Below are 24,521 nucleotides of genomic sequence, written 5' to 3'. Positions count from 1 at the left end.
TCAGTGCTGGTAGCCGTAGACGCCGCGAGACTGGTCGCGCACGAGGCGGCCACCCTCGAGTTCGATGACGCGCTTGCGCATCTGGTCGACGATCTGCTGGTCGTGGGTCGCCATCACCACAGTGGTGCCGGTGCGGTTGATGCGGTCCAGCAGCTTCATGATGCCGACGGAGGTCTGCGGGTCGAGGTTGCCGGTCGGCTCGTCCGCGATCAGCAGCATCGGGCGGTTGACGAACGCCCTCGCGATCGCCACGCGCTGCTGCTCACCACCGGAGAGCTCGCCGGGCATCCGGTCCTCTTTGCCGCCGAGGCCGACGAGATCGAGGACCTGGGGCACGGACTTGCGGATCTCTCCGCGCGACTTGCCGATGACTTCCTGCGCGAACGCGACGTTTTCCCCAACGGTCTTGTTGGGAAGAAGACGGAAGTCCTGGAAGACGGTGCCGAGCTGGCGCCGCATCTGCGGCACCTTCCAGTTGGACAGGCGCGCGAGGTCCTTGCCGAGGACGTGCACCATGCCGTGGCTGGCGCGCTCCTCACGCAGCAGCAGCCGCAGGAAGGTTGACTTACCGGAGCCGGAAGAGCCCACGAGGAAGACGAATTCGCCCTTCTCGACCTCCAGGGAAACATCCCTGAGGGCGGGGCGGCTCTGCTTCGGGTAGGTCTTGGAGACGTTGTCGAATCGGATCACGGGTGCACCACGGTCGCCGGGAGTAGGTGTGCGTGACCATACGCGACGCGGGCAGGGGCGCGCAGTCGGCGTCCTGGGATGGGCGTTTTATCACGGATCGCCGACCACTTCTGAGCGGAACGGAACGGCCGTAACCCGGCGGGGCGCGCCGGAACGCGTGGGAGCTGGCACAGTGGGAAAGGGAACAGTCACGTTCCCCTGAGCGTTGGGCGAGAGAACCGCAAAGCGGCTCCGCCGCGCGGGAGGAGGAAAGCGCATGACCTATGACCGACTGGTGTGCGCGAACTGCGCGGCCCCTGTGAGCGAGGGCCGCTGCCGGATCTGCCGGGCGCACCTGGCCAGGATGCAGCAGGAGGGCGGCCCCCTGGGCGGGCTGAGTCCTGCGGCGCTGCTGGCGCTCCTGGTGCTGCTGGTGGCCGCGGTGGCCCTGCTGGCGCACCGGGCCGCGTAAGAACCCGGCGCCCCTACCGCTCGGTACGGCGGCTTTTGCCGCTCATATCGCTTCCACGGCCCCTCTGAGGGCCGGCGGGGACCAAAGAGAGGGGCCGGGAGCGCTCAGCGCTCCCGGCCCCTCTTGTGCGCCTAGGTGGTTCAGGCGATCGTGCGGCCGCCGGCCAGACGCGGCAGCATGCGGAAGCCGATGCCACCGGCGATCATCGTCGCGGCACCGACCAGCAGGAACGTGGTCCCGGCGGCGCCCGTCTCGGCGAGCTCCTCCTTGGCCTTGCCCTGCGCTACCGGCTGGGAGCCGGCGCTGTCGGTGTCGGTGTTGTCCTCGCACTCGGCACCGTCGAGGTCGAGGGTGCAGGTACCGGCGTCGTCGCCGCCGCCACCGGTCGAGGAGCCACCGGTGTCGTTGCCACCGTTGCCACCACCAGTGTCGTTGCCGCCGTTGCCACCACCGTTGCCGTTACCGCCGTTGCCGCCGGTGCCGTTGGTGGTGTTGCCCGGGTCGGTGGGCGGGTCGACCGGGTCGGTCGGGTCGGTCGGCGGGTCGACCGGGTCGGTCGGGTCCGTCGGCGGGTCGACCGGGTCAGTCGGGTCGGTGGGCGGGTCGACCGGGTCGGTCGGGTCCGTCGGCGGGTCGACCGGGTCGGTCGGGTCCGTCGGCGGGTCAACCGGGTCGGTCGGGTCGGTGGGCGGGTCGACCGGGTCGGTCGGGTCCGTCGGCGGGTCAATCGGGTCCAGCGGGTCCGTCGGGTCCGCAGGGTCGGCCGGGTCCGCGGGATCGGCCGGGTCGGCCGGGTCCGCGGGGTCAGCCGGGTCGGCAGGGTCGGCCGGGTCGGCGGCGAGGGAGATGTCGACGCCCTCCTGGTCGACGCTGGCGTCGGCGCTGAGGCCGGCCACGTCGACACCGATGCCGACGGCCGAAGCGGCGCCCGCGGCGGTCAGCGAAGCACCTGCGGCGATCACCGCACCGGCTGCTATACGCGCAACGCGGATCCGCGTCTTCTTGGTCATATGGCTGCTACCCCCAGTAGCTGAATTCGTCAGTGGAGCAGCGCAAGGGGCTACGGACACTGGGGGTTTGTGAATTCCCCCCGGTCACACACGCCCCAGAGATACGCATGCCGCGCGTCAGCTTTGCCACTTTTAAAGGGAGCGTCAAGGTCATTCCGCGCGCCATGTCCGTATTGCAGGCACTTGCCCGCCGTACGGGATGCGACTGTGACACAAAACGCAACTGCCGCCTCGGAGGCGGCAGTTACTGTGTCGACAAAGCGAGCTTTACCTCTCCTGCTGCTTGCGCCAGCGGATTCCGGCTTCCAGGAAGCCGTCGATCTCGCCGTCGAGGACCGCCTGCGGGTTGCCGACCTCGAACTCCGTACGCAGGTCCTTGACCATCTGGTAGGGGTGCAGGACGTACGAACGCATCTGGTTGCCCCAGGAGTTGCCGCCGTCGCCCTTGAGCGAGTCCATCAGCGCCTGCTCCTCCTGGCGGCGGCGCTCGAGGAGCTTCGCCTGGAGGACGTTCATGGCGCTCGCCTTGTTCTGGATCTGGGAGCGCTCGTTCTGGCAGGAGACGACAATGCCGGTCGGAACGTGCGTCAGACGGACGGCCGAGTCAGTCGTGTTGACGCCCTGACCACCGGGACCCGACGCGCGGTAGACGTCGACCCGCAGCTCGGACTCGTCGATCTCGATGTGGTCGGTCTTCTCGACGACCGGCAGCACCTCGACGCCCGCGAAGGACGTCTGACGGCGGCCCTGGTTGTCGAAGGGAGAGATCCGGACCAGACGGTGCGTGCCCTGCTCCACGGAGAGCGTTCCGTAGGCGTACGGCGCCTTGACGACGAAGGTGGCGGACTTGATGCCGGCCTCTTCCGCGTACGACGTCTCGTAGACCTCGGTGGAGTACCCGTGGCGCTCGGCCCAGCGCAGATACATGCGCATCAGCCGCTCGGCGAAGTCGGAGGCGTCGACGCCACCGGCCTCGGCGCGGATGTTGACCAGGGCCTCGCGCTCGTCGTACTTGCCGGACAGGAGCGTACGTACTTCCATCTCGTCCAGCGCCTTGCGCACGGAGATGAGCTCGGTCTCCGCCTCCACCAGCGTGTCGGCGTCGTCCTCCATCTCGGCGAGCTCGAAGAGCACCGAAAGATCGTCGATCCGGCTGCGGAGCGCCTCGGTCTTGCGGAGCTCGGCCTGGAGATGGGACAGCTTGCTCGTGATCTTCTGAGCGGCGTCCGGGTCGTCCCACAGGGACGGGGCCGCGGCCTGCTCCTCGAGCACGGCGATATCGGCCCTCATCCTGTCGAGGTCCAGGACGGCCTCGATCGACCCCATGGTCGAGGAGAGGGACTTGAGCTCTTCGGATACATCGACGACTGCCACGGGTCCAGCGTAACGGCATGGCGGCCGTACGTTCCCCTCGCCCGGGGGAGCGCCTTATCACTCCCGCCGCCCTACGGCTGCGACGGAGCCGACTGCTCGGTGTCCTGCGGGGGCTGGTCCGACCCCTCCGCCGTCGCCGCCAGCCAGCCGCCCACGCCTATCGCGGCGGCGACCAGGACGGCGGCCCCGCCGAGCACGAGGCGCCGCCTGCGCACGGCGTCCGACTTGTTGCGCGCCGAACCGGGGCGGCGCTGTCCGGCGGCCCGGGGGGCGCGCGCCGTGCCGCGGGCGCCGCCGGCCAGCTCGTCGGGGGCCGGGACGCGCATGCTCGTGTGGGTGTCGCGGTTGGAGTCCGGGGCGGATCCCCGCACCAGGGGAACGGCCCCCCGGCGGCGCGGCTCGTCGGTGGCAACGGGCTGCGACTCCTCGTACGCCTGATACGCCGGATACTCGGCCGCCTCCTCGTCGTCCGAGCCAGGCTCGTCCACGTCCAGCGGCGGCATCCCGGCAAGAAGCGGCAGCTGGTCACGCAGCCGGGCGGAGAGCTCAGAAGCGCGCAGCCGCGACGCCGGAGCCTTCGCCAGGCACTGCACCAGCAGCTGCCACAGCTCCTCCGGGATGCCCGGCAGCGGTACGACGGTCTCGGTCACATGGCGGCGCAACACAGCGCCCGGGTGGCCGCCGCCGAAGGGCGTGAAGCCCGCGAGCAGCTCGTACAACACGGTCGCCAGGGCGTAGATGTCGACGGCCGCGCGGGGCGGCAAGCCTTCGACGATCTCGGGGGCGAGGTAGTCGGGCGTACCGATGATCTTCGTGGCGCGGGTGCGGCGCGGGGTGTCGATGAGCTTGGCGACGCCGAAGTCGGTCAGCAGCGCGGGGTGCGCGCCGCCGGGCCCGAGCGGCCCCTCCATGTCCAGGAGGATGTTCTCGGGCTTCACGTCCCGGTGTACGACACCGGCAGCGTGCGCCACGGCGAGCCCGTCGGCGACATCAGCGGCGATCGCGACGGCTGCCTCAGGGGCGAGCCGTCGCTCGCGATCGAGCCGCGTACGCAGATCCGTACCCCGCACAAGGTCCATCACGAGCGCGAGGTCGGTGCCGTCCACAACGAGATCACGGACGCCGACGACGCGGGGGTGGTCGAGTCCGAGCAGCGCGGTGCGCTCCTGGACGAAGCGTCCGACGAGCTCCTGGTCGGACGCGAGGTCCTCGCGCAGGAGCTTGATGGCGACAGGCCCCTCGGGCCCCTCACCGAGCCACACCGTGCCGGCACTGCCCCGCCCAAGGATCTGGTGGGCCGTGTACCGGCTGCCGATTTTCCGTGCCAAGACTGCTCCCTCAGCGGCTGACGGTCGCCCTGAGGCTACGCGGCTGGCAGGGCGTCCGGTGCCCCGTATGGCGCCAACCTCGACTTCTGGGGGCGAAATCCACCCCCAGAAGTCGACAAATCAACGAACTGGGCGTCTCAAGCGCCCGTAGAGCTGCCGAGATCCTTCACGAACTTCGAAATGCTGTCGATCACGTCACCGATCTGGGCGAAGAAGCCCTTCGTGGTGCCGATCCACTCCTGAAGCCCGGAGAACTCCCAGATCAGCCAGGACGCCACGAACAACAGAACGATCGTGAACAGACAGCCCTTAAGGCAGCCGAGGCCGGGAATCCGCATCGGGTTGGCGCTGCGGCGGCGCGGCTCGCGGGGCTCGCGCGGCGGGCGCGGGGCCGGCTGGGCGGGCTGCTGCGGCGGCGCGTACCGCTGCTGCGGGGGCGGCGCCTGGGGCTGCTGGTACTGCGGCGGGGGCGGCGGGGCGTACCGCTGAGGCTGCTGCGGACGCTGCTGCTGCGGACGCTGCTGCGGCTGGCGCTGGGGCCGGCGGCGCAGCGGGTCCTCGCTCGGGTCGAGGTACTGGACCTGCGTCTGCTCGTTCCGGTCGCGGGCCGCCCGCAGCTGGTTCTGCCAGGGGTGCGGGTCCTCGGGACCGGGTGCGCCGTCGGGGCGCGGCGGCACGGGCGGCATGACGGCGGTCGGGTCGGCGTGCTGTCCTCCGCCGCCGTACTGGGGTGCGCCGGTCGAGGGCAGGACGCTGGTCGCGGCACTCGGGTCGTACGATCCGGCGTTGCTCGGCAGGACCTGCGTCGGGTCGGCGGCTCCGGGCGTACCGGGGACCGGCGCGGGGGCGGGGTCGGGCGCCAGCAGCGCGCCGACGCCCATGGCCGCCTCGACCTGGGCGGACGACGAATGCACGCCGACGCCGGCCGCGACGGTGCGCAGCGCGCGGGCGAGGTTCTCGGCGCTGGGCCGCTCGTCCGGTTCCTTGCGCAGGCAGCGCTCTATGACCGTCCACAGCGGCTCGGGAACGGTGGTGGGCCGACGGGGCTCCTCGCTCAGGTGCCGGTGAAGCACCTCCAGCGCGCTCCCACCCGCAAAGGGCGGCCTCCCCGTCACCAGCTCGTACAGCAAAATCCCCGCGCCATAGATATCGACGGCGGACGTCTGCGGACGCCCCTCGGCCGACTCCGGGGCGACATACGCCGGCGTACCGACAAACTCGTGCGTCCTGGTCAGACCCGGCGAGTCCGCCAGTCGCGCGATGCCGAAGTCGGTGAGCATCGGATGCATCTGACCGTCGCGCTCGTCGAGCAGGACGTTCGCGGGCTTGAGGTCGCGATGGACGACGCCGTCGGCGTGACTGGCGGCGAGAGCGTCAGCGATCTGCGCGGTGAGCAGCGAAGCGGCAACCGGCGAGAAGGGACCGTTCTCCCGCAGATACCGATGCAGGTCGGGCCCGTCGATGAGATCCATCACCAGAGCGAGCAGATCCCCCTCAACGACCAGGTCGCGGGTCCGCACGATGTTGGGATGCGTAAGGCGCAAAAGAACTGACCGCTCGCGCAAGAACCGCATCACGACATCGGCGTCGTTGGCGAGCTCCTCCTTGAGGACCTTGATCGCGACGGTCTCGCCGGGCTGACCGGCCACGGCCGCCTCGGCGCCCGCGGTCTCACGCTGGCGGGCTCGCCAGACGGTGCCCGTGGCGCCGCGTCCGAGCGGCTCCTCGAGCAGGTATTTACTGCCGACCGGCCGCACGTGATGCGCTCCCTGCTGCTCGTGTCCTCATGGTCTTACGTCGTCCAGGGCGCTCGGGCCCGTAGTTCCGATCCACTGTAATGCCGCCCGGCGCCTCGCACCGGGGCGCGGACGGACCGGGTACCGGGGGAAGACGCCCGCACCACACACATGGTTGCCGAACATGCGTACCGCACATGTCACTGGTGAACCCAAGCCTGCACTTTTACGCCCACAGCCGACCATTCAAGATCACTTGGCGGTGGCCGCCGGGCGTGTTGTCAGTGGCAGGTGCGAGGATGCCTGCAGCACGGACTGTGGGGTCGGGAGCCCCTCGTCACGTGCCGACCTGTACCGGACGACGCGTCCGTGCCGGGTGGGGGGAATCACAGGGCGGCACCCCTGCCGGGCACTTCGCGCAGAAGGGACCGCTGACGCGATGCAGATCCGGCTGACCGTCCTCGCGCCGCGCAGCGGCCAGAGCCCGCACCGTGCGTGCGACGTGCTCGTCACCGCGCCCGCGGGAACCGCGCTGGCCGCGGTCGCCTCCGGCCTGGCCACGGCCGTCTCGGCCCCCGGGTCGGCCCCGGAGACCACGGGCGCCGTGGTGGTGTACGCGGGCCAGGAGCGCCTCGACGCCCAGCGCTGCGCCCTGGGCGAGCCGCCACTGGTCGACGGAGCGGTGCTGTCCCTCTACACACCCGCGCCCGACGGAGCGTCCCAGACCCCAACCCAACTGCACGTAGTGGCGGGCCCTGACGCGGGCGGGGTCCACTTCCTCCACGGCGGCCAGATCCGCATCGGCCGCTCGGCGGACGCGGACATCCCTCTGGACGACCCGGACGTCTCGCGACTGCACTGCGCGGTAACCCTGTCGGAGGACGGCAGGATCTCGGTAGCGGACCTCGGCTCGACCAACGGCACGACCCTGGACGGCAAGGACCTCACCGCCCACCCGGTCCCCTTCCCTCCCCGTGCACTGCTGCGCGTGGGCGAATCGGCCCTGCGCCTGGCCCAGGGCGACCAAGCCCCTGCCCTGCCCACCACCCCCGACGGCGAGGGCCACCTGCGCCTGACCCGCACCACGGAAGCCCGAAACGCACCCCCCAAACCCCTGGCCGGCCGCCGAGTCTCCGGCCACACGGCACCAGCAGCACCCCCCGCGTCGCACGTCACGGTGCCAGGAGGGGACGTGTCGGGGCGCTCCCCGCAGGGTGTCGAACACAACACGCCCGAAGACCCTCAGTGCCCGAACGTTCGGCACCCGAGGAGACGCCCCGACGCGGCACCGACCCCGGAGCCCCCGCTGCCGCACCCCCCGGAAGCGACACCGCCCCCGGAACCGAGCCGACGCGGCGGCATAGGGGCTTGGGCCCGCCGGCTCACCGGCGGCCGCCCCGAGCCCCTGGACGAGTACGCGCCCGCCCAGGCCACCCCGCTCGGCATGCCCCCGGCCGCCGCAGGCGCGCCGCCCGTAACCCCGCTGCCCGACGCCTGGCCCGACCCCGCCTCGCTCCTGCTGACCGCGCTCGGCCCCGGCCCCCGCCTGTGGGAGCGCGGCCCCGCCCACCCCGAGGCACTCGTGCTGCGCCTGGGCACAGCCGACCGCCCCGCACCCGACGGCGGACGGCCACTGCCGGCAGTCCCCGTAACAGTGGGGCTCCGCGAGGTCGGCTCACTGGGCCTGGCCGGCCCCCGAGCCCGCCTGTCCGGCCTGGCCAGATCGGCCATCGCGCAGCTCACCGCGCTGCACTCCCCCACCGACCTGGAAATCGTCCTGATCAGCACCGACAGGGCAAGGCCGGCCCAAGAGCGCACCGCCGAATGGGCCTGGCTCGGCTGGCTGCCGCACCTGCGCCCCGCCCACGGCCAGGACTGCCGGCTGCTCCTCGCGTACGACCGCGACCAGGCCACCGCCCGGATCGCCGAACTGGCGCGCCGTACCCAAGACGCCCCCCACACACAGGGCCCGTACACGGTAGTGATCGTCGACGGCGACCCGGGCTCGGCGGCCCTCCGCGAGTCCGTCACCCGCCTGGCCGCCACCGGCGCGGCCTCCGGCATCCACCTCATCTGCCTGGCCGAGACCCCCGCCGCATCCCCCCTGTCTCCCGTAGCGGCGACGTACGAGGCGGCCTGCGCCGCGTCACCGGCGTTCCGCGAGTGCGGCGCGGCAGCCCTGCTCAGCGGCGACGTCGCCACAGCCCTGCGCCTGCTGCGTACGGCAGCGGGCGAGCCCGCGGGCCACGGCACACTGGCCGCGGTGGACGCCGTATCCGGGGCCTGGGCGGAGCGCTTCGCCCGCGCCCTGGCGCCACTGCGCACGGACGCGCAGCCGGCAGGCGGCAGCCCGGACCCCACCGCCCGCCCCGGCCGCGCCGTCGCCCTCCCCTCGTCCTCCCGCCTCCTCGACGAGCTGGGCCTGGCCAGAGCCACCCCCGCCTCCCTGATGGCCCGTTGGGCGGCAGCCGCCGACGACGGCCAGGCACCCGGCGCCACCCGCGCCTGGGCGGTCCTCGGCGCGGGCCCGCACGGCCCGCTCTGCGTAGACCTGACCGCGGACGGCCCGCACCTCCTGATCGAGGGCCCGGCAGGCAGCGGCCGCACCGAGCTGCTGCGCTCCGTAGCGGCGTCACTGGCGGCGGCGGCCCGCCCGGACCGCCTGGGCCTCGTCCTGGTCGACGGCGCCGGCGGCGAGCGAGGCGAGGGCCTGCGCGCCTGCACAGAACTGCCGCACGTCTCCACGCACCTCACCGCATCCGACCCGGTCCGGATGCGAGAGTTCGCCCAAGCCCTGAACGCCGAACTGAAGCGCCGCCACGAACTGCTCGGCAGCCTCGGCTTCGCCGAATGGCACACGCACCGCGAGGTCTCGGGCCGGATGATCGGCCAGCGCCCACCCAGCGCCGCCGAGCAGAACGGCGACCTCGACTCACCCCCCAGCGGCACCCTGCGCCTGCGCACGACCACATCCCGCGAGCGCCAGGCCCGCGCCGACACCGCGCCCTCGCCCCTCCCCCGCCTGGTCGTCCTGGTCGACGACCTGGACGCGCTGGTCGCCCCCGCCCTCGGCAGTACGGGCCGCCCCGCGGCCGGTTCGGTCGTACGGGCGCTGGAAGCCGTGGCCAGAGAGGGCGAGCGGCTGGGCGTACACCTGGTGGCAACCTCCGCCAGACCGGACCGTACGGCGGACACCGAGCTGGCGCGCGCCGCACACCTGCGGGTCGTACTGGACCCCCCGCCGTCCGCACCCGACGACCCCGCCCCGGGACGCGGCAGACTGCTGCATCACGGAGCCGGGACCGAAACCGGAACCGGGACCAGGACCGGAACCGGGACCGGAACCGGGACCGGAACCGGGACCGGGACCGAAACCGGAGCCGGAGCCGGAGCCGGAAACAGAGACGGCACCGCGACCCCATTCCAGGCCGGCCGAGTAACCGGCCGCATCCCCCGTACGGCGACCCTGCGCCCCACCGTCGTCCCGCTGGAGTGGGAGCGGATGGGCGATCCGCCGGCCCGCCGCCCGGTGCGCGAACTGGGCAACGGGCCAACCGACCTCGCGCTGCTGGCCAGCGCCCTGGACCGCGCCGCCCGCACCGTCAACGCGACCCCGCTGCCGCCCCTCGATGTCCCCCCTGAGGCCTGACGTAACGTCACGAGCCCATCACGATCACCCGGTTGACACGGAAGGCACTATTGCCGGGGCCGACCACCGGGCGTAGGACTGACCCACGGGACAGCTAGACCGGCATCGGCGTCGCCAGCGTTCTCCGAGGGCTGCGCCGAATCCGCACGCGCACAGGAGAGACGGGGCAGTAATGCGCACAACTCTTCGCACACACCGGGGTCGCAGGGCTCGAAGGGCCGCCCTGGCGATGATCGCCGCGAGTACGCTCGCCCTCACCGCCTGCGGCGGCAACGAGGACAAGGACAAGGGGAACGAGGGAAGCGGGCCCACCACAGATCCCTCGGCCTCCGTAGAGCTCCCCAAACTGAACGGCGAGGAGGTCCAGGTCGCCGCGGTCTGGACGGGCCCCGAGCAGGAGAACTTCACCAAGGTCCTCGACGAGTTCGAGAAGCGCACGGGCGCGAAGGTCACCTTCGTCCCGGCCCAGGACCCCATCGTGAACTTCCTCGGCACCAAGATCGCAGGGGGCTCACCCCCCGACGTGGCGATGCTGCCGCAGGTCGGCGCGCTCCAGCAGGCGGTCACGCGCAAGTGGGCGAAGCCGGTCGACGCGGCGACCCAAGCGCAGCTGGACAAGAACTACTCGCAGGGCTGGAAGGACATCGGCGCGGTCGACGGCACTCAGTACGGCGTGTACTTCAAGGCCGCCAACAAGTCCCTGATCTGGTACAACGCCCAGGTCTTCGAGGACGCCGGCGCCGAAGAACCGAAGACGTGGAAAGAATTCCTTTCCACCGCCGAGACGATCTCCGCCTCCGGCGTCCCCCCGGTGTCGATCGGCGGCGCGGACGGCTGGACCCTCACCGACTGGTTCGAGAACATCTATCTCTCCCAGGCGGGCCCGGAGAAGTACGACCAGCTGGCCCAGCACGAGATCAAGTGGACGGACCCGTCCGTCAAGAACGCGCTGACCACCCTCGCGGAGCTGTTCGGCAAGAAGGAGCTCATCGCGGGTGGCCAGGACGGCGCGCTGCAGACGGAGTTCCCCGCGTCCGTCACCCAGACGTTCGCCGAGGACCCCAAGGCCGCGATGGTCTTCGAGGGTGACTTCGTGTCCGTCAACATCGCGCAGACGAAGGCGAAGATCGGCACCGACGCCAAGGTGTTCCCGTTCCCCGCGGTGGGCAGCGAGTCCCCCGTGGTGACCGGCGGCGACGCGGCGGTGGCGCTCAAGGACTCCAAGGGCGCCAAGGCGCTGCTGACGTTCCTGGCCTCCACCGACGCGGCGAAGATCTGGGCCGGGGCGGGCGGGTTCGTATCGCCGAACAAGTCCCTGGACGTGGCGGCGTACCCCAATGACGTGCAGCGCGACATCGCGAAGGCGCTGATCGCGGCGGGCGACGACTTCCGCTTCGACATGTCGGACCAGGCCCCGCAGTCGTTCGGCGGCACGCCGGGCAAGGGCGAGTGGAAGGCGCTCCAGGACTTCCTGAAGAACCCGAGGGACATCGCGGGGACCCAGCAGCAGCTGGAGTCCGACGCGGCCAAGGCGTTCAAGAGCTGACGGGTTGACGCGATGACGTCAGCGAGCGCGGGGGGCGCCGCGAAGATCACGCCGCCCCCCGCCGACAAGGGCACACGCAAGAGCGTGACAGGCACACGCAAAACCATCGCGGTCGGCTTCCTGCTGCCCGCGCTGGTGCTGCTCGGCGCGCTCGTGGTCTACCCGATCGGGTACTCGGTCTACCGGAGCTTCTTCGACAAGTCCGGCGACAGCTTCGCCGGGCTCGACAACTTCGTAGAGATCTTCACCGACGACACCATCCTGACGGCCGTCAAGAACAACGCGATCTGGGTGGTCGTCGCCCCGGCCGTCTCGACCGCGCTGGGTCTGATATTCGCCGTACTGACCGAGCGCATCCGCTGGGGCACGGCGTTCAAGCTGCTGGTCTTCATGCCGATGGCGATCTCGATGCTCGCCGCGGGCATCATTTTCCGCCTGGTGTACGAGCAGAATCCGGAGCGCGGGGTCGCCAACGCCGTGGCGGTGAGCGTCCACGACACCTTCTCCGAATCGGCCGGCTTCCCGAAGGCCCGCCCACTGCCCGTCCATCCGCTGGAGGCGGGCGGCGGCGGTTCCTTCATCACGAAGGAACCGGTGAAAGCGGGCGAGCAGGTCCTCCTCCCCCTGATCGGCGTACCGCCGGCCAAGATGCCGGGCGACGCCGAGATCGCCGCGCCGGCCAAGACCGAGCCCGACAAGGTCACCGGCACAGCCTGGCTGGACTTCACGAAGGGCGGCGGCGGCAAGCCCAACGCCATCGACCCCAAGGAGTTCGGCCTCAAGGGCATCAAGGTGGAGGCGGTCAAGGACGGCAAGGTGGTCGACTCGGCCAAGGCAGGAGCCGACGGTACGTTCACGCTCTCCGCCGAGGCCGACGGAGCGGACCTGCGCTTCCCGGCCTCGAACTTCCGGGAGCCGTACAACGGCGTCGACTGGCTCGGCCCGAGCCTGGTGACCCCGGCCATCATCGGCAGTTACGTGTGGATGTGGGCGGGCTTCGCGATGGTGCTGATCGCGGCCGGGCTCGCGGGCCTGCCGCGCGAGCTGCTGGAGGCGGCCCGCGTCGACGGCGCCAACGAGTGGCAGGTCTTCCGCCGCGTCACGGTCCCGCTGCTGGCACCCGTCCTCGCAGTCGTACTGGTCACCCTGATGATCAACGTACTGAAGATCTTCGACCTGGTGTTCATCATCGCGCCGGGGTCGTCCCAGGACGACGCGAACGTGCTGGCGCTCCAGCTCTACCGCTCGTCGTTCGGTACGGACGCGGACCCGGGCATCGGCAGCGCCATCGCCGTACTGCTCCTGCTGCTGGTGGTGCCGGTGATGCTCTTCAACATCCGCAGGATGCGAAAGGAGAGCCGCCGATGACCGTAACGAGCTCGAAGCCCAAGCAGTCCTTCCCCGCCCGGATAGTGGCGCGCGCGGGCAGCGGCGTGGTGAGCGTCTTCCTCATCCTGGTCGCGCTGTTCTGGCTGATGCCGACGATCGGGCTGCTGTTCTCGTCCCTGCGCGACCCCACCGACATCGCGGAGACGGGCTGGTGGAAGGTCTTCTCCGCCCCCTCCGAGCTCACCCTCGACAACTACGCCAATCTCCTCGACAACAACACCATCGTCGACTCCCTGCTCAGTACGATCATGATCACCGTCCCGTCGACCGTCCTGGTCGTCGTGATCGGCTCACTGGCCGGGTACGCCTTCGCGTGGATGGACTTCCCGGGCCGCGACTGGTGGTTCCTGGTGGTCGTCGGTCTGCTGGTGGTTCCGGTGCAGGTGGCTCTCGTCCCCGTGTCCGAACTCTTCGGCAAGATCGGCATCTTCGAGACCACGGCGGGCGTGGTTCTCTTCCACGTCGCCTTCGGCCTGCCCTTCGCGATCTTCCTCCTCCGCAACTTCTTCGCGGAGATCCCGAGGGAACTCCTGGAGGCGGGGCGGCTCGACGGCGCGGGCGAGATCCGCCTCTTCACCCGCGTCGTGATGCCGCTCGGCGGCCCCGCCATCGCGTCGCTCGGCATCTTCCAGTTCCTGTGGGTCTGGAACGACATGCTGGTCGCGCTGATCTTCGCCGACTCGGCCAACCCGCCGATCACGGTGGCGCTCCAGCGCCAGGTACGGCAGTTCGGCAACAACATCGACATCCTGGCGCCGGGCGCCTTCATCTCGATGGTCATCCCGCTGATCGTCTTCTTCGCGTTCCAGCGGCAGTTCGTGTCCGGCGTGATGGCCGGCGCGGTGAAGTAACCGCCCCCCGACCGCCCACGACCGCCCACGACGGCGGCCCGGTCCCCGCGACCGGGCCGCCGTTCCGCTGCCCGGGCGGACCGTCAGGCCTTGAGCGCGGCGACCGCCGACGCCGCGAGGTCGTCGAGATATCCGGCGGGCAGGTCGGTACGTACGACCACGAGCCGCCAGTACAGCGGGCCGACGATGAGGTCGAGGGCGCGGTCCACGTCCGTCCCCTCGGGCAGCTCGCCGCGCGCGACGGCGTCCCGTACGACACCGGCGGCGACGCCCTGCTGTCCGTCGAGGAGGGCCGACTTGATGGCGTCGGCGATCTCGGGGTGACGTGCGGCCTCGACCAGCAGATCCGGGATGACCTGTGAGGCGACGGGGTGCCGCAGCGCGTGGGCGGCCACTTCGAGCAGGGCGCGTACGTCGCCGTACAGCGAACCGGTGGCGGGGGCCGGCAACCCCTCGGCCGCGACGGCGGAGACGAGGTCGAGCACGAGCGCGAGCTTGGACTTCCAGCGCCGGTAGACGGCGGTCTTGCCGACGCCTGCCCTGCGGGCGATGCCCTCGATCGACATCCGGGCGTACCCGACGGCGGCCAGCTCGCCGAAGACGGCGGTGCGGATGGCGTCGGTGACGTCCTCCCGGAGCACGGCGGCTCCGGCGGGGGCGCGGCGGGGCGGCGTGGTCGGTCGCGGGTCGGAGCTCATGCGGGACAGCTTAGCGCCGCGACGCAACGGTTGCGTTTCGACGTACGAGCGCCCTACTGTCACCGTAGCGACGATACGGACCCGTCCCGTCGTACCGCACTACTGAAAGCGACCGATGTGAGCTCCCCCGACCTCGCCGCACTCGCCGCCCGCCACGGCCTCACCGAGAGCGGCGCCCGCCCCTCGCTCCCCGCGTACACGCGCCGCCTGTGGGGCCGCCGCCACTTCGTCACCGCGTTCGCCACCGCCCGGCTGACCGCCCAGTACAGCCAGGCCAGGCTGGGTCAGATCTGGCAGATCATGACTCCACTCCTCAACGCCACGGTCTTCTACTTCATCTTCGGCGTCCTGCTGCACACCAAGGACGACGTCCCCGACTTCGTCCCCTTCCTGGTCACCGGCGTCTTCGTCTGGACCTTCACCAGCAGCACCGTCCTGGCCGGCACCCGCGCCCTCACCGGCAACCTCGGCCTGGTCCGCGCCCTGCACTTCCCACGCGCCGCGCTCCCCGTCGCGTACGCCGTCCAGCAACTCCAGCAGCTTCTCTTCTCGATGGCCGCGCTTTTGGCGATCCTCTGCTGCTTCGGACAGCTCCCCCGGCCGTCCTGGCTGCTGGCGCTGCCCGCACTCGCGCTCCAGTCGCTGTTCAACACGGGCCTGGCGCTGGTCATGGCCCGACTGGCGTCCCGGACACCGGACATCGCCCAGCTGATGCCGTTCGCCCTGCGCACCTGGATGTACGTCTCGGGCGTCATGTGGAGCGTCGGCCATGTCCTCGGGAGCGACAAGCTGCCGCACCTGGCGGCCGTGGCGCTGGAGTGCAATCCGGCCGCCGTCTACATCGGCCTGATGCGCTTCGCCCTCATCGACAGCTTCGCCGACGCCCAGCTGCCGCCGCACGCATGGCTCGTCGCCACGGGCTGGGCGCTGCTCGCGGGCGTGGGCGGTTTCATCTACTTCTGGCAGGCAGAGGAGACGTACGGCCGTGGCTGAACAGCCCGAACAAACCCCCACCGTCATCGCTGACAACGTCCACGTCACCTACAAGGTCCACTCAGGGGCCGGCATCCGCGAAGTGCACGCCGTCAAGGGCGTCACCTTCGTCGCCCACAAAGGCGAAGCCGTCGGCCTCATCGGCTCCAACGGCTCCGGCAAGTCCACCCTCCTCAAGGCGGTCGCCGGCCTGCTCCCGCCCGCACGCGGCCACATCTACACCCGGGGTCAACCGTCCCTGCTCGGCGTCAACGCCGCCCTGATGAACGACCTGAGCGGCGAACGCAATGTCGTCCTCGGCGGCCTGGCGATGGGCATGACCCGCCGCCAGATCCGCGAGCGCTACCAGCAGATCGTCGATTTCTCCGGCATCGACGACAAGGGCGACTTCATCACGCTGCCGATGCGCACGTACTCCTCCGGCATGGCGGCCCGTCTGCGCTTCTCGATCGCCGCCGCCAGGACCCACGACGTACTGATGATCGACGAGGCGCTCGCCACCGGCGACGCCGCCTTCCAGCGCCGCAGCAAGGCCCGTATCGCCGAGCTCCGCGCGAAGGCGGGCACCGTCTTCCTGGTCAGCCACAACAACAAGACCGTCACCGAGACGTGCGACCGGGCGATCTGGCTGGAGGCCGGGACGCTGCGGATGGACGGCCCCGCGCAGGACGTCGTCGCCGCGTACGAGCAGCACACAAAGGCGAAGAAATAGCACAAAAGGTGGCTAAAGTGCGCCTTGATGACGACCGACCAGATCGCGGCCGACGCGAACACCGCCCCCGGCTCCCCCACTTCCGCGGCCGCCGCGCGCCGCCGCGCCCGCGCACTCGCCGCCGTCTGGCTCACCACCCGCCTGCTCATGCTCGCCCTGCTCGCGCAGCCCCTCGCCGCCTTCGATGTGGGAACGATCAGCGGCGAGGTCCACCACATCTACTACGGCTGGTACGCACAGCTCGCCCGGGGCGACTTCCCCCTCGACGACGCCATGTGGCAGTACCCGCCCGGCGCGGCCCTGGTGATTCTCGCGCCGGGCACCCTGCCCTGGCTCACGTACTTCCAGGGGTTCCTCGTCCTCACCCTCGCCGCCGACGCGCACGTCGCCCTGGCCCTCACCCGCGCGGGACGGCGCACCGGACGCAGCACGGCCGGCGCCTGGATGTGGGTGTGCGCTCTGCCGCTGCTCCTGCATCTGCCCCTCGTCCGGTACGACGTCCAGGTCACCGCCCTGGGCGCACTGGCCCTGCTCTGCCTGCGCCACCGGCCCCGCGTCGGGGGTGCGCTGGCCGCGCTCGGCGCGACGGTGAAGGTGTGGCCGGTCCTCACGCTCCTGGGCGCCCCCCGTGGACGTACCACCAGGGACGCCTGGCTGTCCGCCGCCGCCAGTGCGGCCGCGCTGCTCGCCGTGCTCGCGTTCGCCTTCTCGCACACCCTCGGCTTCCTGCGCCAGCAGGGCAGCCGAGGCGTTCAGATCGAGTCACTGGCCGGGACGGCGCTGTCCCTGGCGCGGCTGGTGGGCTGGCCGGGCACGGTCGCATACCGGTACGGCGCCATGGAGCTCACCGGGCCGTACGTCTCGTCCCTCGCCCACGCGTCCCTCCTCCTCACGGCCGCCGCCTTCTGCTGGCTGCTGGTGTGGCGGATCAGGGCGCGGCGCTGGACACCGGCGACCCCCTTCGACGCCGCGCTGGCCGCCGTGCTCCTGTTCACCGTCACCAGCCGCGTGATCAGCCCCCAGTACCTGGTCTGGCTGCTCGGCCTGGCCGCCGTCTGCCTCACCTCGCGGGCCACCACGCAGCGCCCGGTCGCGGCGCTGCTGCTGCCGGCGGCCGCGATGAGCGCGCTCGCGTATCCGGTGCTGTACGAGGAAGTGGTGTCGGGCACGCCGCTGGGCTGCGCGCTCATGGTCGTACGCAACGGCCTGCTGCTCGCGGCGGCGCTGCTGTCCTGCCGCAGGCTGTGGACGTCAGCGAGAGGTACGTGAAAGGGGCGCCCCGCACCGAGTCGTTCCGGTGCAGGGCGCCCCTCCTACGTACAGACGTACAGACTCACACGCGCGTACGCAGCATCGTCCGCATCGTGCGCATGGCCACCGACAGGTTCGCCAGGTCGAACGCGTCCGACCCGTGGATCTCCTCCAGCGTGGTCCGCGCCCGGCCCAGGATCGCCGCGTTCTTCTCCTCCCACGCCTTGAAGCGCTGCTCCGGCGTCGATTCCCCGTTGCCCACGGACAGCACGTCCTGCGTCAGGCCGGCGTGCGCCGCGTACAGGTCCTCGCGGATGGAGGCGCGGGCCATGGACTGCCAGCGGTCGGCCCGCGGCAGCTCGATGATCCGGTCCATCAGCTGGGTGATCGCCAGGCGGTCGGCGAGGTCGTAGTACACCTCGGCGACCTGCATCGCGGTCTTGCCGGTGCGCTCCGCGATAGCGACGATGTCGAGCGTCGGGAAGGCGGACGAGAACCCTGCCACCCGCAGCGCCAGTTCCTGCGGAACGCCCGCGTCGGTCAGCTCGTCGAGGATGCCCTGGTACCACTCCAGGTCCGCGCCGCGCAGCAGCTTCGGCAGCTCGTCCCAGACCCGCGCCACACCGGCTTCGAAGAACTCGATGGTCTCGGCGAGCTCCAGCGGCTGCGGCCGGTTGCCCAGCAGCCAGCGCGTACCGCGCTCGACGAGGCGCCGCGAGTGCAGCCGGATCCGGGTCTGGACGTCGGCGGCGACCGTGTTGTCGAGCGCCTCGACGGCGTCCCACACCTCGCTCAGCCCAAAGATCGCGCGGGCCGCGAACTGCGCCCGTACGATCTCCTCGATCGACGCCCCGGTCTCCTCCCGCAGCCGGTGCAGGAAGGTCGAGCCACCGGTGTTTACGGTGTCGTTCACCAGCACCGTCGTGATGATCTCGCGGCGCAGCGCGTGCGCGTCAATCTGCTCACCGAACTTCTCGCGCAGCGCCTTCGGGAAGTACGCGTGCAGCAGGCCCCGCAGGTGCGGGTCGTCCGGCAGGCCGGTGTGGATCAGCTCGTCCGCCACCGTGATCTTGGTGTACGCCATGAGGACGGCGAGCTCGGGCTGGCTCAGCCCGCGGCCCGCGCTCAGCAGTTCGCGGATCTGCCGGTCGGTGGGCAGGAACTCCAGCGGGCGGTTCAGGTGCCCGTCACGCTCCAGCCGGCGCATGAAGCGCTGGTGGGCGTGGAGCAGGGAGGGCGCCTGCGTGACGGCGTTCGCCAGGGCCGTGTTCTGCGCGTAGTTGTTGCGCAGGACGAGCGTGCCGACCTCGTCGGTCATCGTGGCGAGCAGCTTGTTGCGCTGCTTTACGGTCATGTCGCCGTCCGCGACGAGCCCGTTCAGCAGGATCTTGATGTTCACCTCGTGGTCGGAGGTGTCCACGCCCGCGCTGTTGTCGATGGCGTCGGTGTTGATCCGGCCGCCTTCGCCACCCGCACCCCGCCGGGCGAACTCGATGCGGCCGAGCTGGGTCGCGCCGAGGTTGCCGCCCTCGCCGACGACCTTGACCCGCAGGTCCTCGCCGTTGACGCGGATGGCGTCGTTCGCCTTGTCGCCGACGTCGGCGTTCGACTCCGCCGAGGACTTGACGTACGTACCGATGCCGCCGTTCCACAGCAGGTCGACCGGCGCCTGGAGGATCGTCTTCATCAGCTCGGCCGGGGTCATCTTGGTGATGCCCCGCTCGATGCCGAGCGCCTCGCGGATGTGCGAGTTGATCGGGATGGCCTTGGCGCTGCGCGGGTGGATGCCACCACCGGCGGACAGCAGCTCGGTGTTGTAGTCGGCCCACGAGGAGCGCGGCAGCTCGAAGAGGCGGCGGCGCTCGGCGTACGACGTGGCCGCGTCCGGGTTCGGGTCGATGAAGATGTGCCGGTGGTCGAAGGCCGCGACGAGGCGGATGTGCTCGGAGAGCAGCATTCCGTTACCGAAGACGTCGCCGGACATGTCACCCACACCGACGACCGTGAACCCGCTTTCATCGTGCTGGGTGTCGTGGCCGAGCTCGCGGAAGTGCCGCTTGACGGACTCCCAGGCGCCACGGGCGGTGATGCCCATGCCCTTGTGGTCGTAGCCGACCGAACCACCGGACGCGAAGGCGTCACCGAGCCAGAAGTTGTAGTCGATCGCGATCTCGTTGGCGATGTCGGAGAAGGTCGCGGTGCCCTTGTCGGCGGCGACGACGAGGTACGTGTCGTCCTCGTCGTGGCGCACGACGTCCTTCGGCGCCACGACCTGCCCCGCCACCATGTTGTCGGTGATGTCGAGCAGCGCCGAGATGAAGGTCTTGTACGAGGCGATGCCCTCGGCCATCCACGCGTCACGGTCGACGGACGGGTCCGGCAGGTTCTTGGCGACGAAGCCACCCTTGGCGCCGACCGGCACGATGACGGTGTTCTTGACCATCTGCGCCTTGACCAGGCCCAGCACCTCGGTCCGGAAGTCTTCCCTCCGGTCCGACCAGCGCAGACCACCGCGCGCGACCTTGCCGAAGCGCAGGTGGACGCCCTCGACACGCGGCGAGTACACCCAGATCTCGTACGCCGGGCGGGGCGCGGGGAGGTCCGGAATCGCCTGCGGGTCGAACTTCATCGACACGTAGGAGTGCGGCTCACCGCTCGCGGCCTTCTGGAAGAAGTTGGTCCGCAGAGTCGCCTTGATGACCGTCAGGAAGGACCGCAGGATCCGGTCCTCATCGAGGGAGGCGACCTGGTCGAGCGCGCCGTCGAGCTCTTCGAGCAGCCCTTCGGTCAGCTCATTGCCCGCGCTCTGGCGCTTCGGCGACATCCGGGCCTCGAAGAGCGAGACCAGCAGCCGGGTGGTGTGGACGTTGTTGCGGAGGGTGTCCTCCATGTAGTCCTGGCTGAACGTCGAACCGGCCTGGCGCAGGTACTTCGCGTACGCGCGCAGCACCATGGCCTGCCGCCAGTGCAGTCCGGCGCTCAGCACCAGGGCGTTGAAGCCGTCGTTCTCGGCCTGTCCGGTCCATACGGCGGAGAAGGCGTCCTGGAAACGCTCACGCGCGTCGTCGGCGAGGTAGCCGTCGTTGCCGTTCGACTTGGGCATGCGCAGGCCGAAGTCGTAGATCCACGCGTGCGTACGGTCGGCGCAGCGCAGCTCGTACGGACGCTCGTCGACGACCTCGACGCCGAGCCGCTGGAGCACGGGCAGGACGGCGGACAGGGAGACCTGCTCGCCGATCCGGTAGATCTTGAAGCGGCGCTCGTTGGGTCCGGCGCCCACCGGCTCGTACAGCGAGAGCGAGAAGCTGTTGCGGCCGTGCGTCAGCTGTTCGAGGTGGACGAGGTCGGCGACGGCGGAGCGCGGCGAGTGGTCGGCCTTGTAGCCCTCGGGGAAGGCGTGACCGTACCGGCGCAGCAGCTCGGCGGCGCGCTCCTCGCCCAGCTCGGCGTTCATGGCCTCGGCGAAACCGTCGGCCCAGGAGCGGGCGGCCTCGACCAGGCGGGCCTCGATGCGCTCGGTGTCGGCGTCGGTGAGGGCCGGCAGCTCGGTGCCGGCCGCGACGCGTACGACGAAGTGCAGGCGGGAGAGGATCGACTCGGTGTTCCAGGCGGTGAAGTCGACGCTGACGCCGCCGAGCTCCTCCTTGAGGATGTCGATGAGCCGCAGCCGCACGGCGGTGGTGTAGCGGTCGCGGGGCAGGTAGACGAGGGCGGAGTAGTAGCGCCCGTACTCGTCCTGTCGCAGGTAGAGGCGCAGCCGGCGCCGCTCCTGGAGGTAGAGCACGCTCGTCACGATGGACGTCAGCTGGTCGACGGGCGTCTGGAAGAGCTCGTCGCGCGGGTACGTCTCCAGGATCTGGAGCAGGTCGCGGCCGTCGTGGCTGTTGGGCGAGAAGCCGGCGGTCTCCAGGACCTCTTCGACCTTGCGGCGGACGACGGGGACACGGCGTACGGACTCGGTGTACGCGGCCGAGGAGAACAGGCCGAGGAAGCGCCGCTCGCCAACGACATTCCCCTCGGCGTCGAACTTCTTCACACCGACGTAGTCGAGGTAGCTGGGCCGGTGCACGGTCGAGCGGCTGTTGGCCTTCGTCAGTACGAGCAGCTTGTGCTCGCGGGCCTTGGCCCGGACGTCGGCGGGCAGCCGGCTGAAGGACGGGCTGACCGGGTGGTCCTCGTTGCCGCTGTGGTGCGGGTCGGAGCGCAGGATGCCGAGGCCGGTGCCGGGGACGGCGGACAGCGCGTCGTCCGGCGTCAGCTCGTATTCGCGGTAGCCGAGGAAGGTGAAGTGGTCGGCGGCCAGCCAGCGCAGCAGCTCGCGGGCCTCGTCGACCTCCTGGTCGCGCAGGTCGTCGGCGGTGGGCTCGCTCGGCAGCTCGTCGGCGATACGCAGCGCCGAGTCGCGCATCTTCTCCCAGTCCTCGACGGCCTCGCGGACGTCGTTCAGGACGCGCAGCAGGTCGGCGGTGATCTGCTTGAGGTCGGAGCGGTCGGTCTCACGGTCGATCTCGACATGGATCCAGGACTCGACGCACGCGTCGTGCGGCAGCTTCTCGTCACGGCGCCCGCCGTCGGCGGACAGCACCTCGATGAGCTTGCCGGTTACGTCACGCCGCACGGTGACCTGCGGGTGGATCACGACATGGATGCCGCGCCCCTGGCGGGACAGCTCGTTCGTGACGGAGTCCACGAGGAAGGGCATGTCGTCGGTGACCACCTCGACGACGGAGTGGCTGCAGGTCCAGCCGTTCTCCTCGACGGTCGGGGTGTGCACCCGGACGTTGGCGGTGCCCTGCGGGCGGTTCTCCGCCAGCCGGTAGTGCGAGAGAGCCGCGCCGAACACATCGACCGGGTCGCGGTCCGCGAGGTCTTCGGGGGCCGTGTGCAGGTAGTAGCGCTGGAGGTACGCGAGGAGCGTGTCCCGGTCGGGAGTGCCTTCGCTCGTGGACCCAGTCGAAGGTTGCCCCCCGGCCGGGCTGTTCTCAGCTACCCGGGCCGCCCGTACGAGCAGCTCGGCCTTGGCTTCGTCCAGCTTGGTCTGCATGTCCTCTGGCTCCTGTCGCGCGCCGTTGCGTGACGTAGGTGAAGAAAGATGACACAACGCCACGACGCGGGGTATCCGGTCGGGTCGACGTTATGCCGCGATGAGAGATACCCATGACGTTATTGGCCAATTTTGACGGCCGGTCGGGGTTTCGGGGACCAGCGATCGCCCGGGCACGGTAGTGCTCCGGGCGCATGCCGGGGGCTTCACTGCCCCCGAGGGCTATAGCGCTGATCACGGCACCAGGCTATCTCCCCGCACGGGGGGCCCGTCATGTCCGATCGGTGTACAAAACCAGCCCCGAAGTTTGACACTCTGGACAGCGACAGCCGCCGCTACCGGCCCGGCGCCTTGGCAATCGTCACCCGCGGGTGCACGTTGAGACTGACGGCACAGATCCGAGGGGAGCACACAGCCATGGCACCCAAGATCCTCATCGTGACCGGCGACGCAGCAGAATCGCTGGAAGTCCTCTACCCGTACCAACGCCTGCGGGAGGAGGGGTACGAAGTCCACATCGCCGCCCCGACCCGCAAGAAGCTCCAGTTCGTGGTCCACGACTTCGAACCCGGCTTCGATACGTACACCGAGAAGCCCGGCTACACGTGGCCCGCCGACCTGGCGTTCTCCGAAGTCGAGCCGAGCCAGTACGCCGCCCTGGTGATCCCCGGCGGGCGGGCCCCGGAGTACCTGCGCAACGACCTGGAGCTACGCAAGATCCTCAAGGCTTTCTTCGACTCGGACAAACCGGTGGCGCAGATCTGCCACGGCCCTCTCCTGACGGCGGCCATCGACGGGCTGGCAGGCCGCAGGGTCACGGCCTACCCGGCCCTGGAGCTGGACATGCAGGCGGCGGGGGCGAGGTTCCAGGACACGGAGACGGTGGTCGACGGCACGCTGGTCTCGGCCCGCGCCTGGCCGGACCACTCAGCCTGGATGCGCGAGTTCCTGAAAGTCCTGCGCGCCAAAAACCCGGTGACGTAGCCCGTCCGCCAATCCCAGCCCCTCCGGCGTTTGAGGAGCGGGGTCTGGGGCAGCGCCCCAGTTCGGGAAGGGGTGGGTAGGGGAACAGCGCCGCAGGCCCGGCACCGCGGAGCGATGGGGGGAGGGGGGCTCCCCTCACCCCATCCACCGCTCCGCCAGCTCCACCGCCTCCGCCAGCGTGTCCACCACCGGCACCCCGGCCGGCTCCAGGCTGGCCCGGCTGTGCGAGCCCCCCGTATAGAGCACCGCCCGAGCCCCCACATGCGCAGCCGCCACAGCGTCATCGACCGCGTCGCCAATAACAACCACCCGATCCGGCGAGACACCGCCCAGCGCCGCGACATGCCGGGCCATGTGCGCGGCCTTGCTGCCCCCGGAAGGCCCGGTCCGCCCGTCGACCCGTACGAAGTGCCGCTCGATGCCGTACTGCCGCACCACCGGCAGCAGCTGCTCATGCCCGTACATGCTCAGCAGTGACTGGCTGCGCCCCCCGGCCCGCCACTCCACGAGCAGCTCCTCGACCCCCTGGGCGAGCGCGCACACCACCCGCAGCTCGGTGTAATGCCGATGGAACGCCTCGTCCATGACCAGCCACTCCGCGTCGGTCGGCAGCCGCCCCATCAGCCGCTCGTAGAAGCGGGGTATGGGCACGCAGTACAGCTCCCGGTATTGCGCCAGCGTGATCGGCTCGATCCCGATCTCCGCGAAGGCGGCGTTGGTCGCCCCGATGACCGCACTGATGTCATCGAGCAGCGTGCCGTTCCAGTCCCAGACGAGATGCGTGGTCGTGTGCTTCCCCATTCCAAGAAGGTACC

General features: G+C 70.5%; 17 protein-coding genes. 9 read left to right on the top strand and 8 right to left on the bottom strand.

Annotated features, from left to right (window positions below; all coding sequences use genetic code 11):
* Positions 1-690, bottom strand: a complete 690-nt coding sequence (ftsE, locus tag ABZX79_RS29920; protein ID WP_028815006.1) for a cell division ATP-binding protein FtsE — start codon at positions 688-690, stop codon at positions 1-3.
* A 256-nt stretch (positions 691-946) separates the two neighbouring features.
* On the opposite strand from ftsE, the gene ABZX79_RS29915 reads away from it, so the two are divergent.
* Positions 947-1,141, top strand: coding sequence for a hypothetical protein (locus tag ABZX79_RS29915; RefSeq protein ID WP_355264485.1), 195 nt, complete (start codon positions 947-949; stop codon positions 1,139-1,141).
* 140 nt (positions 1,142-1,281) lie between these two features.
* Here the strand turns inward: ABZX79_RS29915 and ABZX79_RS29910 are convergent, their stop codons facing one another.
* The 4 genes from ABZX79_RS29910 to ABZX79_RS29895 all read right to left on the bottom strand — a co-directional run bounded on the left by ABZX79_RS29910 (position 1,282) and on the right by ABZX79_RS29895 (position 6,610).
* Positions 1,282-2,151 carry a hypothetical protein gene (locus tag ABZX79_RS29910; protein WP_355264483.1) on the bottom strand — a complete coding sequence of 290 codons (870 nt, stop codon included), beginning with the start codon at positions 2,149-2,151 and terminating at the stop codon, positions 1,282-1,284.
* 267 nt (positions 2,152-2,418) lie between these two features.
* Positions 2,419-3,525, bottom strand: coding sequence for a peptide chain release factor 2 (gene prfB / locus ABZX79_RS29905; RefSeq protein ID WP_355264480.1), 1,107 nt, complete (start codon positions 3,523-3,525; stop codon positions 2,419-2,421).
* A 71-nt stretch (positions 3,526-3,596) separates the two neighbouring features.
* Positions 3,597-4,853: a serine/threonine-protein kinase gene (locus tag ABZX79_RS29900; protein ID WP_355264478.1), complete on the bottom strand. Its 1,257-nt coding sequence runs from the start codon at positions 4,851-4,853 to the stop codon at positions 3,597-3,599.
* Positions 4,854-4,990: 137 nt separating this feature from the next.
* Entirely contained in the window at positions 4,991-6,610 is a 1,620-nt protein-coding gene (locus ABZX79_RS29895) for a serine/threonine-protein kinase (protein WP_355264475.1), read from the bottom strand.
* A 418-nt stretch (positions 6,611-7,028) separates the two neighbouring features.
* Here ABZX79_RS29895 and ABZX79_RS29890 point away from each other — a divergent pair, with 418 nt between their 5' ends.
* From ABZX79_RS29890 to ABZX79_RS29875, 4 genes are all read left to right on the top strand, one after another.
* The gene (locus ABZX79_RS29890) at positions 7,029-10,238 is read left to right on the top strand and encodes an FtsK/SpoIIIE domain-containing protein (RefSeq protein WP_355264472.1); all 3,210 of its coding nucleotides are present in this window, start codon (positions 7,029-7,031) and stop codon (positions 10,236-10,238) included.
* A 229-nt stretch (positions 10,239-10,467) separates the two neighbouring features.
* Positions 10,468-11,784 carry an ABC transporter substrate-binding protein gene (locus tag ABZX79_RS29885; RefSeq protein WP_355264469.1) on the top strand — a complete coding sequence of 439 codons (1,317 nt, stop codon included), beginning with the start codon at positions 10,468-10,470 and terminating at the stop codon, positions 11,782-11,784.
* Positions 11,785-11,796: 12 nt separating this feature from the next.
* Positions 11,797-13,152, top strand: a complete 1,356-nt coding sequence (locus ABZX79_RS29880; RefSeq protein ID WP_355264466.1) for a sugar ABC transporter permease — start codon at positions 11,797-11,799, stop codon at positions 13,150-13,152.
* A complete protein-coding gene (locus ABZX79_RS29875; RefSeq protein WP_355264464.1) occupies positions 13,149-14,024 on the top strand; it encodes a carbohydrate ABC transporter permease in 876 nt (291 codons plus the stop codon). The genes ABZX79_RS29880 and ABZX79_RS29875 overlap by 4 nt, the downstream gene beginning before the upstream one ends.
* 83 nt (positions 14,025-14,107) lie before the next feature.
* Here the strand turns inward: ABZX79_RS29875 and ABZX79_RS29870 are convergent, their stop codons facing one another.
* On the bottom strand, positions 14,108-14,722 hold the full coding sequence (locus tag ABZX79_RS29870) for a TetR/AcrR family transcriptional regulator (RefSeq protein WP_355264461.1): 615 nt from the start codon (positions 14,720-14,722) through the stop codon (positions 14,108-14,110).
* Positions 14,723-14,839: 117 nt separating this feature from the next.
* On the opposite strand from ABZX79_RS29870, the gene ABZX79_RS29865 reads away from it, so the two are divergent.
* The 3 genes from ABZX79_RS29865 to ABZX79_RS29855 are packed head-to-tail and all read left to right on the top strand — an operon-like array spanning position 14,840 to position 17,696.
* Entirely contained in the window at positions 14,840-15,715 is an 876-nt protein-coding gene (locus ABZX79_RS29865) for an ABC transporter permease (protein WP_355264458.1), read from the top strand.
* Entirely contained in the window at positions 15,708-16,427 is a 720-nt protein-coding gene (locus tag ABZX79_RS29860) for an ABC transporter ATP-binding protein (RefSeq protein WP_355264455.1), read from the top strand. Before ABZX79_RS29865 ends, ABZX79_RS29860 begins: the two co-directional genes overlap by 8 nt.
* Before the next feature lie 27 nt (positions 16,428-16,454).
* The gene (locus tag ABZX79_RS29855) at positions 16,455-17,696 is read left to right on the top strand and encodes a glycosyltransferase family 87 protein (RefSeq protein WP_355264452.1); all 1,242 of its coding nucleotides are present in this window, start codon (positions 16,455-16,457) and stop codon (positions 17,694-17,696) included.
* Between the two features lie 64 nt (positions 17,697-17,760).
* Here ABZX79_RS29855 and ABZX79_RS29850 read toward each other — a convergent pair whose 3' ends face one another.
* Entirely contained in the window at positions 17,761-22,722 is a 4,962-nt protein-coding gene (locus ABZX79_RS29850) for an NAD-glutamate dehydrogenase (RefSeq protein WP_355264449.1), read from the bottom strand.
* A 417-nt stretch (positions 22,723-23,139) separates the two neighbouring features.
* Here ABZX79_RS29850 and ABZX79_RS29845 point away from each other — a divergent pair, with 417 nt between their 5' ends.
* A complete protein-coding gene (locus ABZX79_RS29845; protein WP_355264446.1) occupies positions 23,140-23,706 on the top strand; it encodes a DJ-1/PfpI family protein in 567 nt (188 codons plus the stop codon).
* A 135-nt stretch (positions 23,707-23,841) separates the two neighbouring features.
* Here the strand turns inward: ABZX79_RS29845 and ABZX79_RS29840 are convergent, their stop codons facing one another.
* Positions 23,842-24,507: an HAD family hydrolase gene (locus tag ABZX79_RS29840; RefSeq protein ID WP_355264443.1), complete on the bottom strand. Its 666-nt coding sequence runs from the start codon at positions 24,505-24,507 to the stop codon at positions 23,842-23,844.
* Positions 24,508-24,521 lie beyond the last annotated feature (14 nt).

Source organism: Streptomyces sp. NPDC002994 (genome assembly GCF_040611155.1).
Taxonomy (GTDB): domain Bacteria; phylum Actinomycetota; class Actinomycetes; order Streptomycetales; family Streptomycetaceae; genus Streptomyces.
This window is presented reverse-complemented; position numbering and strand designations above follow the sequence as displayed.

Excerpts from the sequence above, each read along its gene's own strand:
- ABZX79_RS29890 (WP_355264472.1), top strand. The coding sequence starts at position 7,029 with ATGCAGATCCGGCTGACCGTCCTCGCGCCGCGCAGCGGCCAGAGCCCG.
- ABZX79_RS29880 (WP_355264466.1), top strand. The coding sequence starts at position 11,797 with ATGACGTCAGCGAGCGCGGGGGGCGCCGCGAAGATCACGCCGCCCCCC.
- ABZX79_RS29840 (WP_355264443.1), bottom strand. The coding sequence starts at position 24,507 with ATGGGGAAGCACACGACCACGCATCTCGTCTGGGACTGGAACGGCACG.
- ABZX79_RS29885 (WP_355264469.1), top strand. The coding sequence starts at position 10,468 with ATGATCGCCGCGAGTACGCTCGCCCTCACCGCCTGCGGCGGCAACGAG.
- ABZX79_RS29850 (WP_355264449.1), bottom strand. The coding sequence starts at position 22,722 with ATGCAGACCAAGCTGGACGAAGCCAAGGCCGAGCTGCTCGTACGGGCG.
- ABZX79_RS29875 (WP_355264464.1), top strand. The coding sequence starts at position 13,149 with ATGACCGTAACGAGCTCGAAGCCCAAGCAGTCCTTCCCCGCCCGGATA.
- ABZX79_RS29855 (WP_355264452.1), top strand. The coding sequence starts at position 16,455 with ATGACGACCGACCAGATCGCGGCCGACGCGAACACCGCCCCCGGCTCC.
- ABZX79_RS29845 (WP_355264446.1), top strand. The coding sequence starts at position 23,140 with ATGGCACCCAAGATCCTCATCGTGACCGGCGACGCAGCAGAATCGCTG.
- ABZX79_RS29915 (WP_355264485.1), top strand. The coding sequence starts at position 947 with ATGACCTATGACCGACTGGTGTGCGCGAACTGCGCGGCCCCTGTGAGC.
- ABZX79_RS29910 (WP_355264483.1), bottom strand. The coding sequence starts at position 2,151 with ATGACCAAGAAGACGCGGATCCGCGTTGCGCGTATAGCAGCCGGTGCG.
- ABZX79_RS29870 (WP_355264461.1), bottom strand. The coding sequence starts at position 14,722 with ATGAGCTCCGACCCGCGACCGACCACGCCGCCCCGCCGCGCCCCCGCC.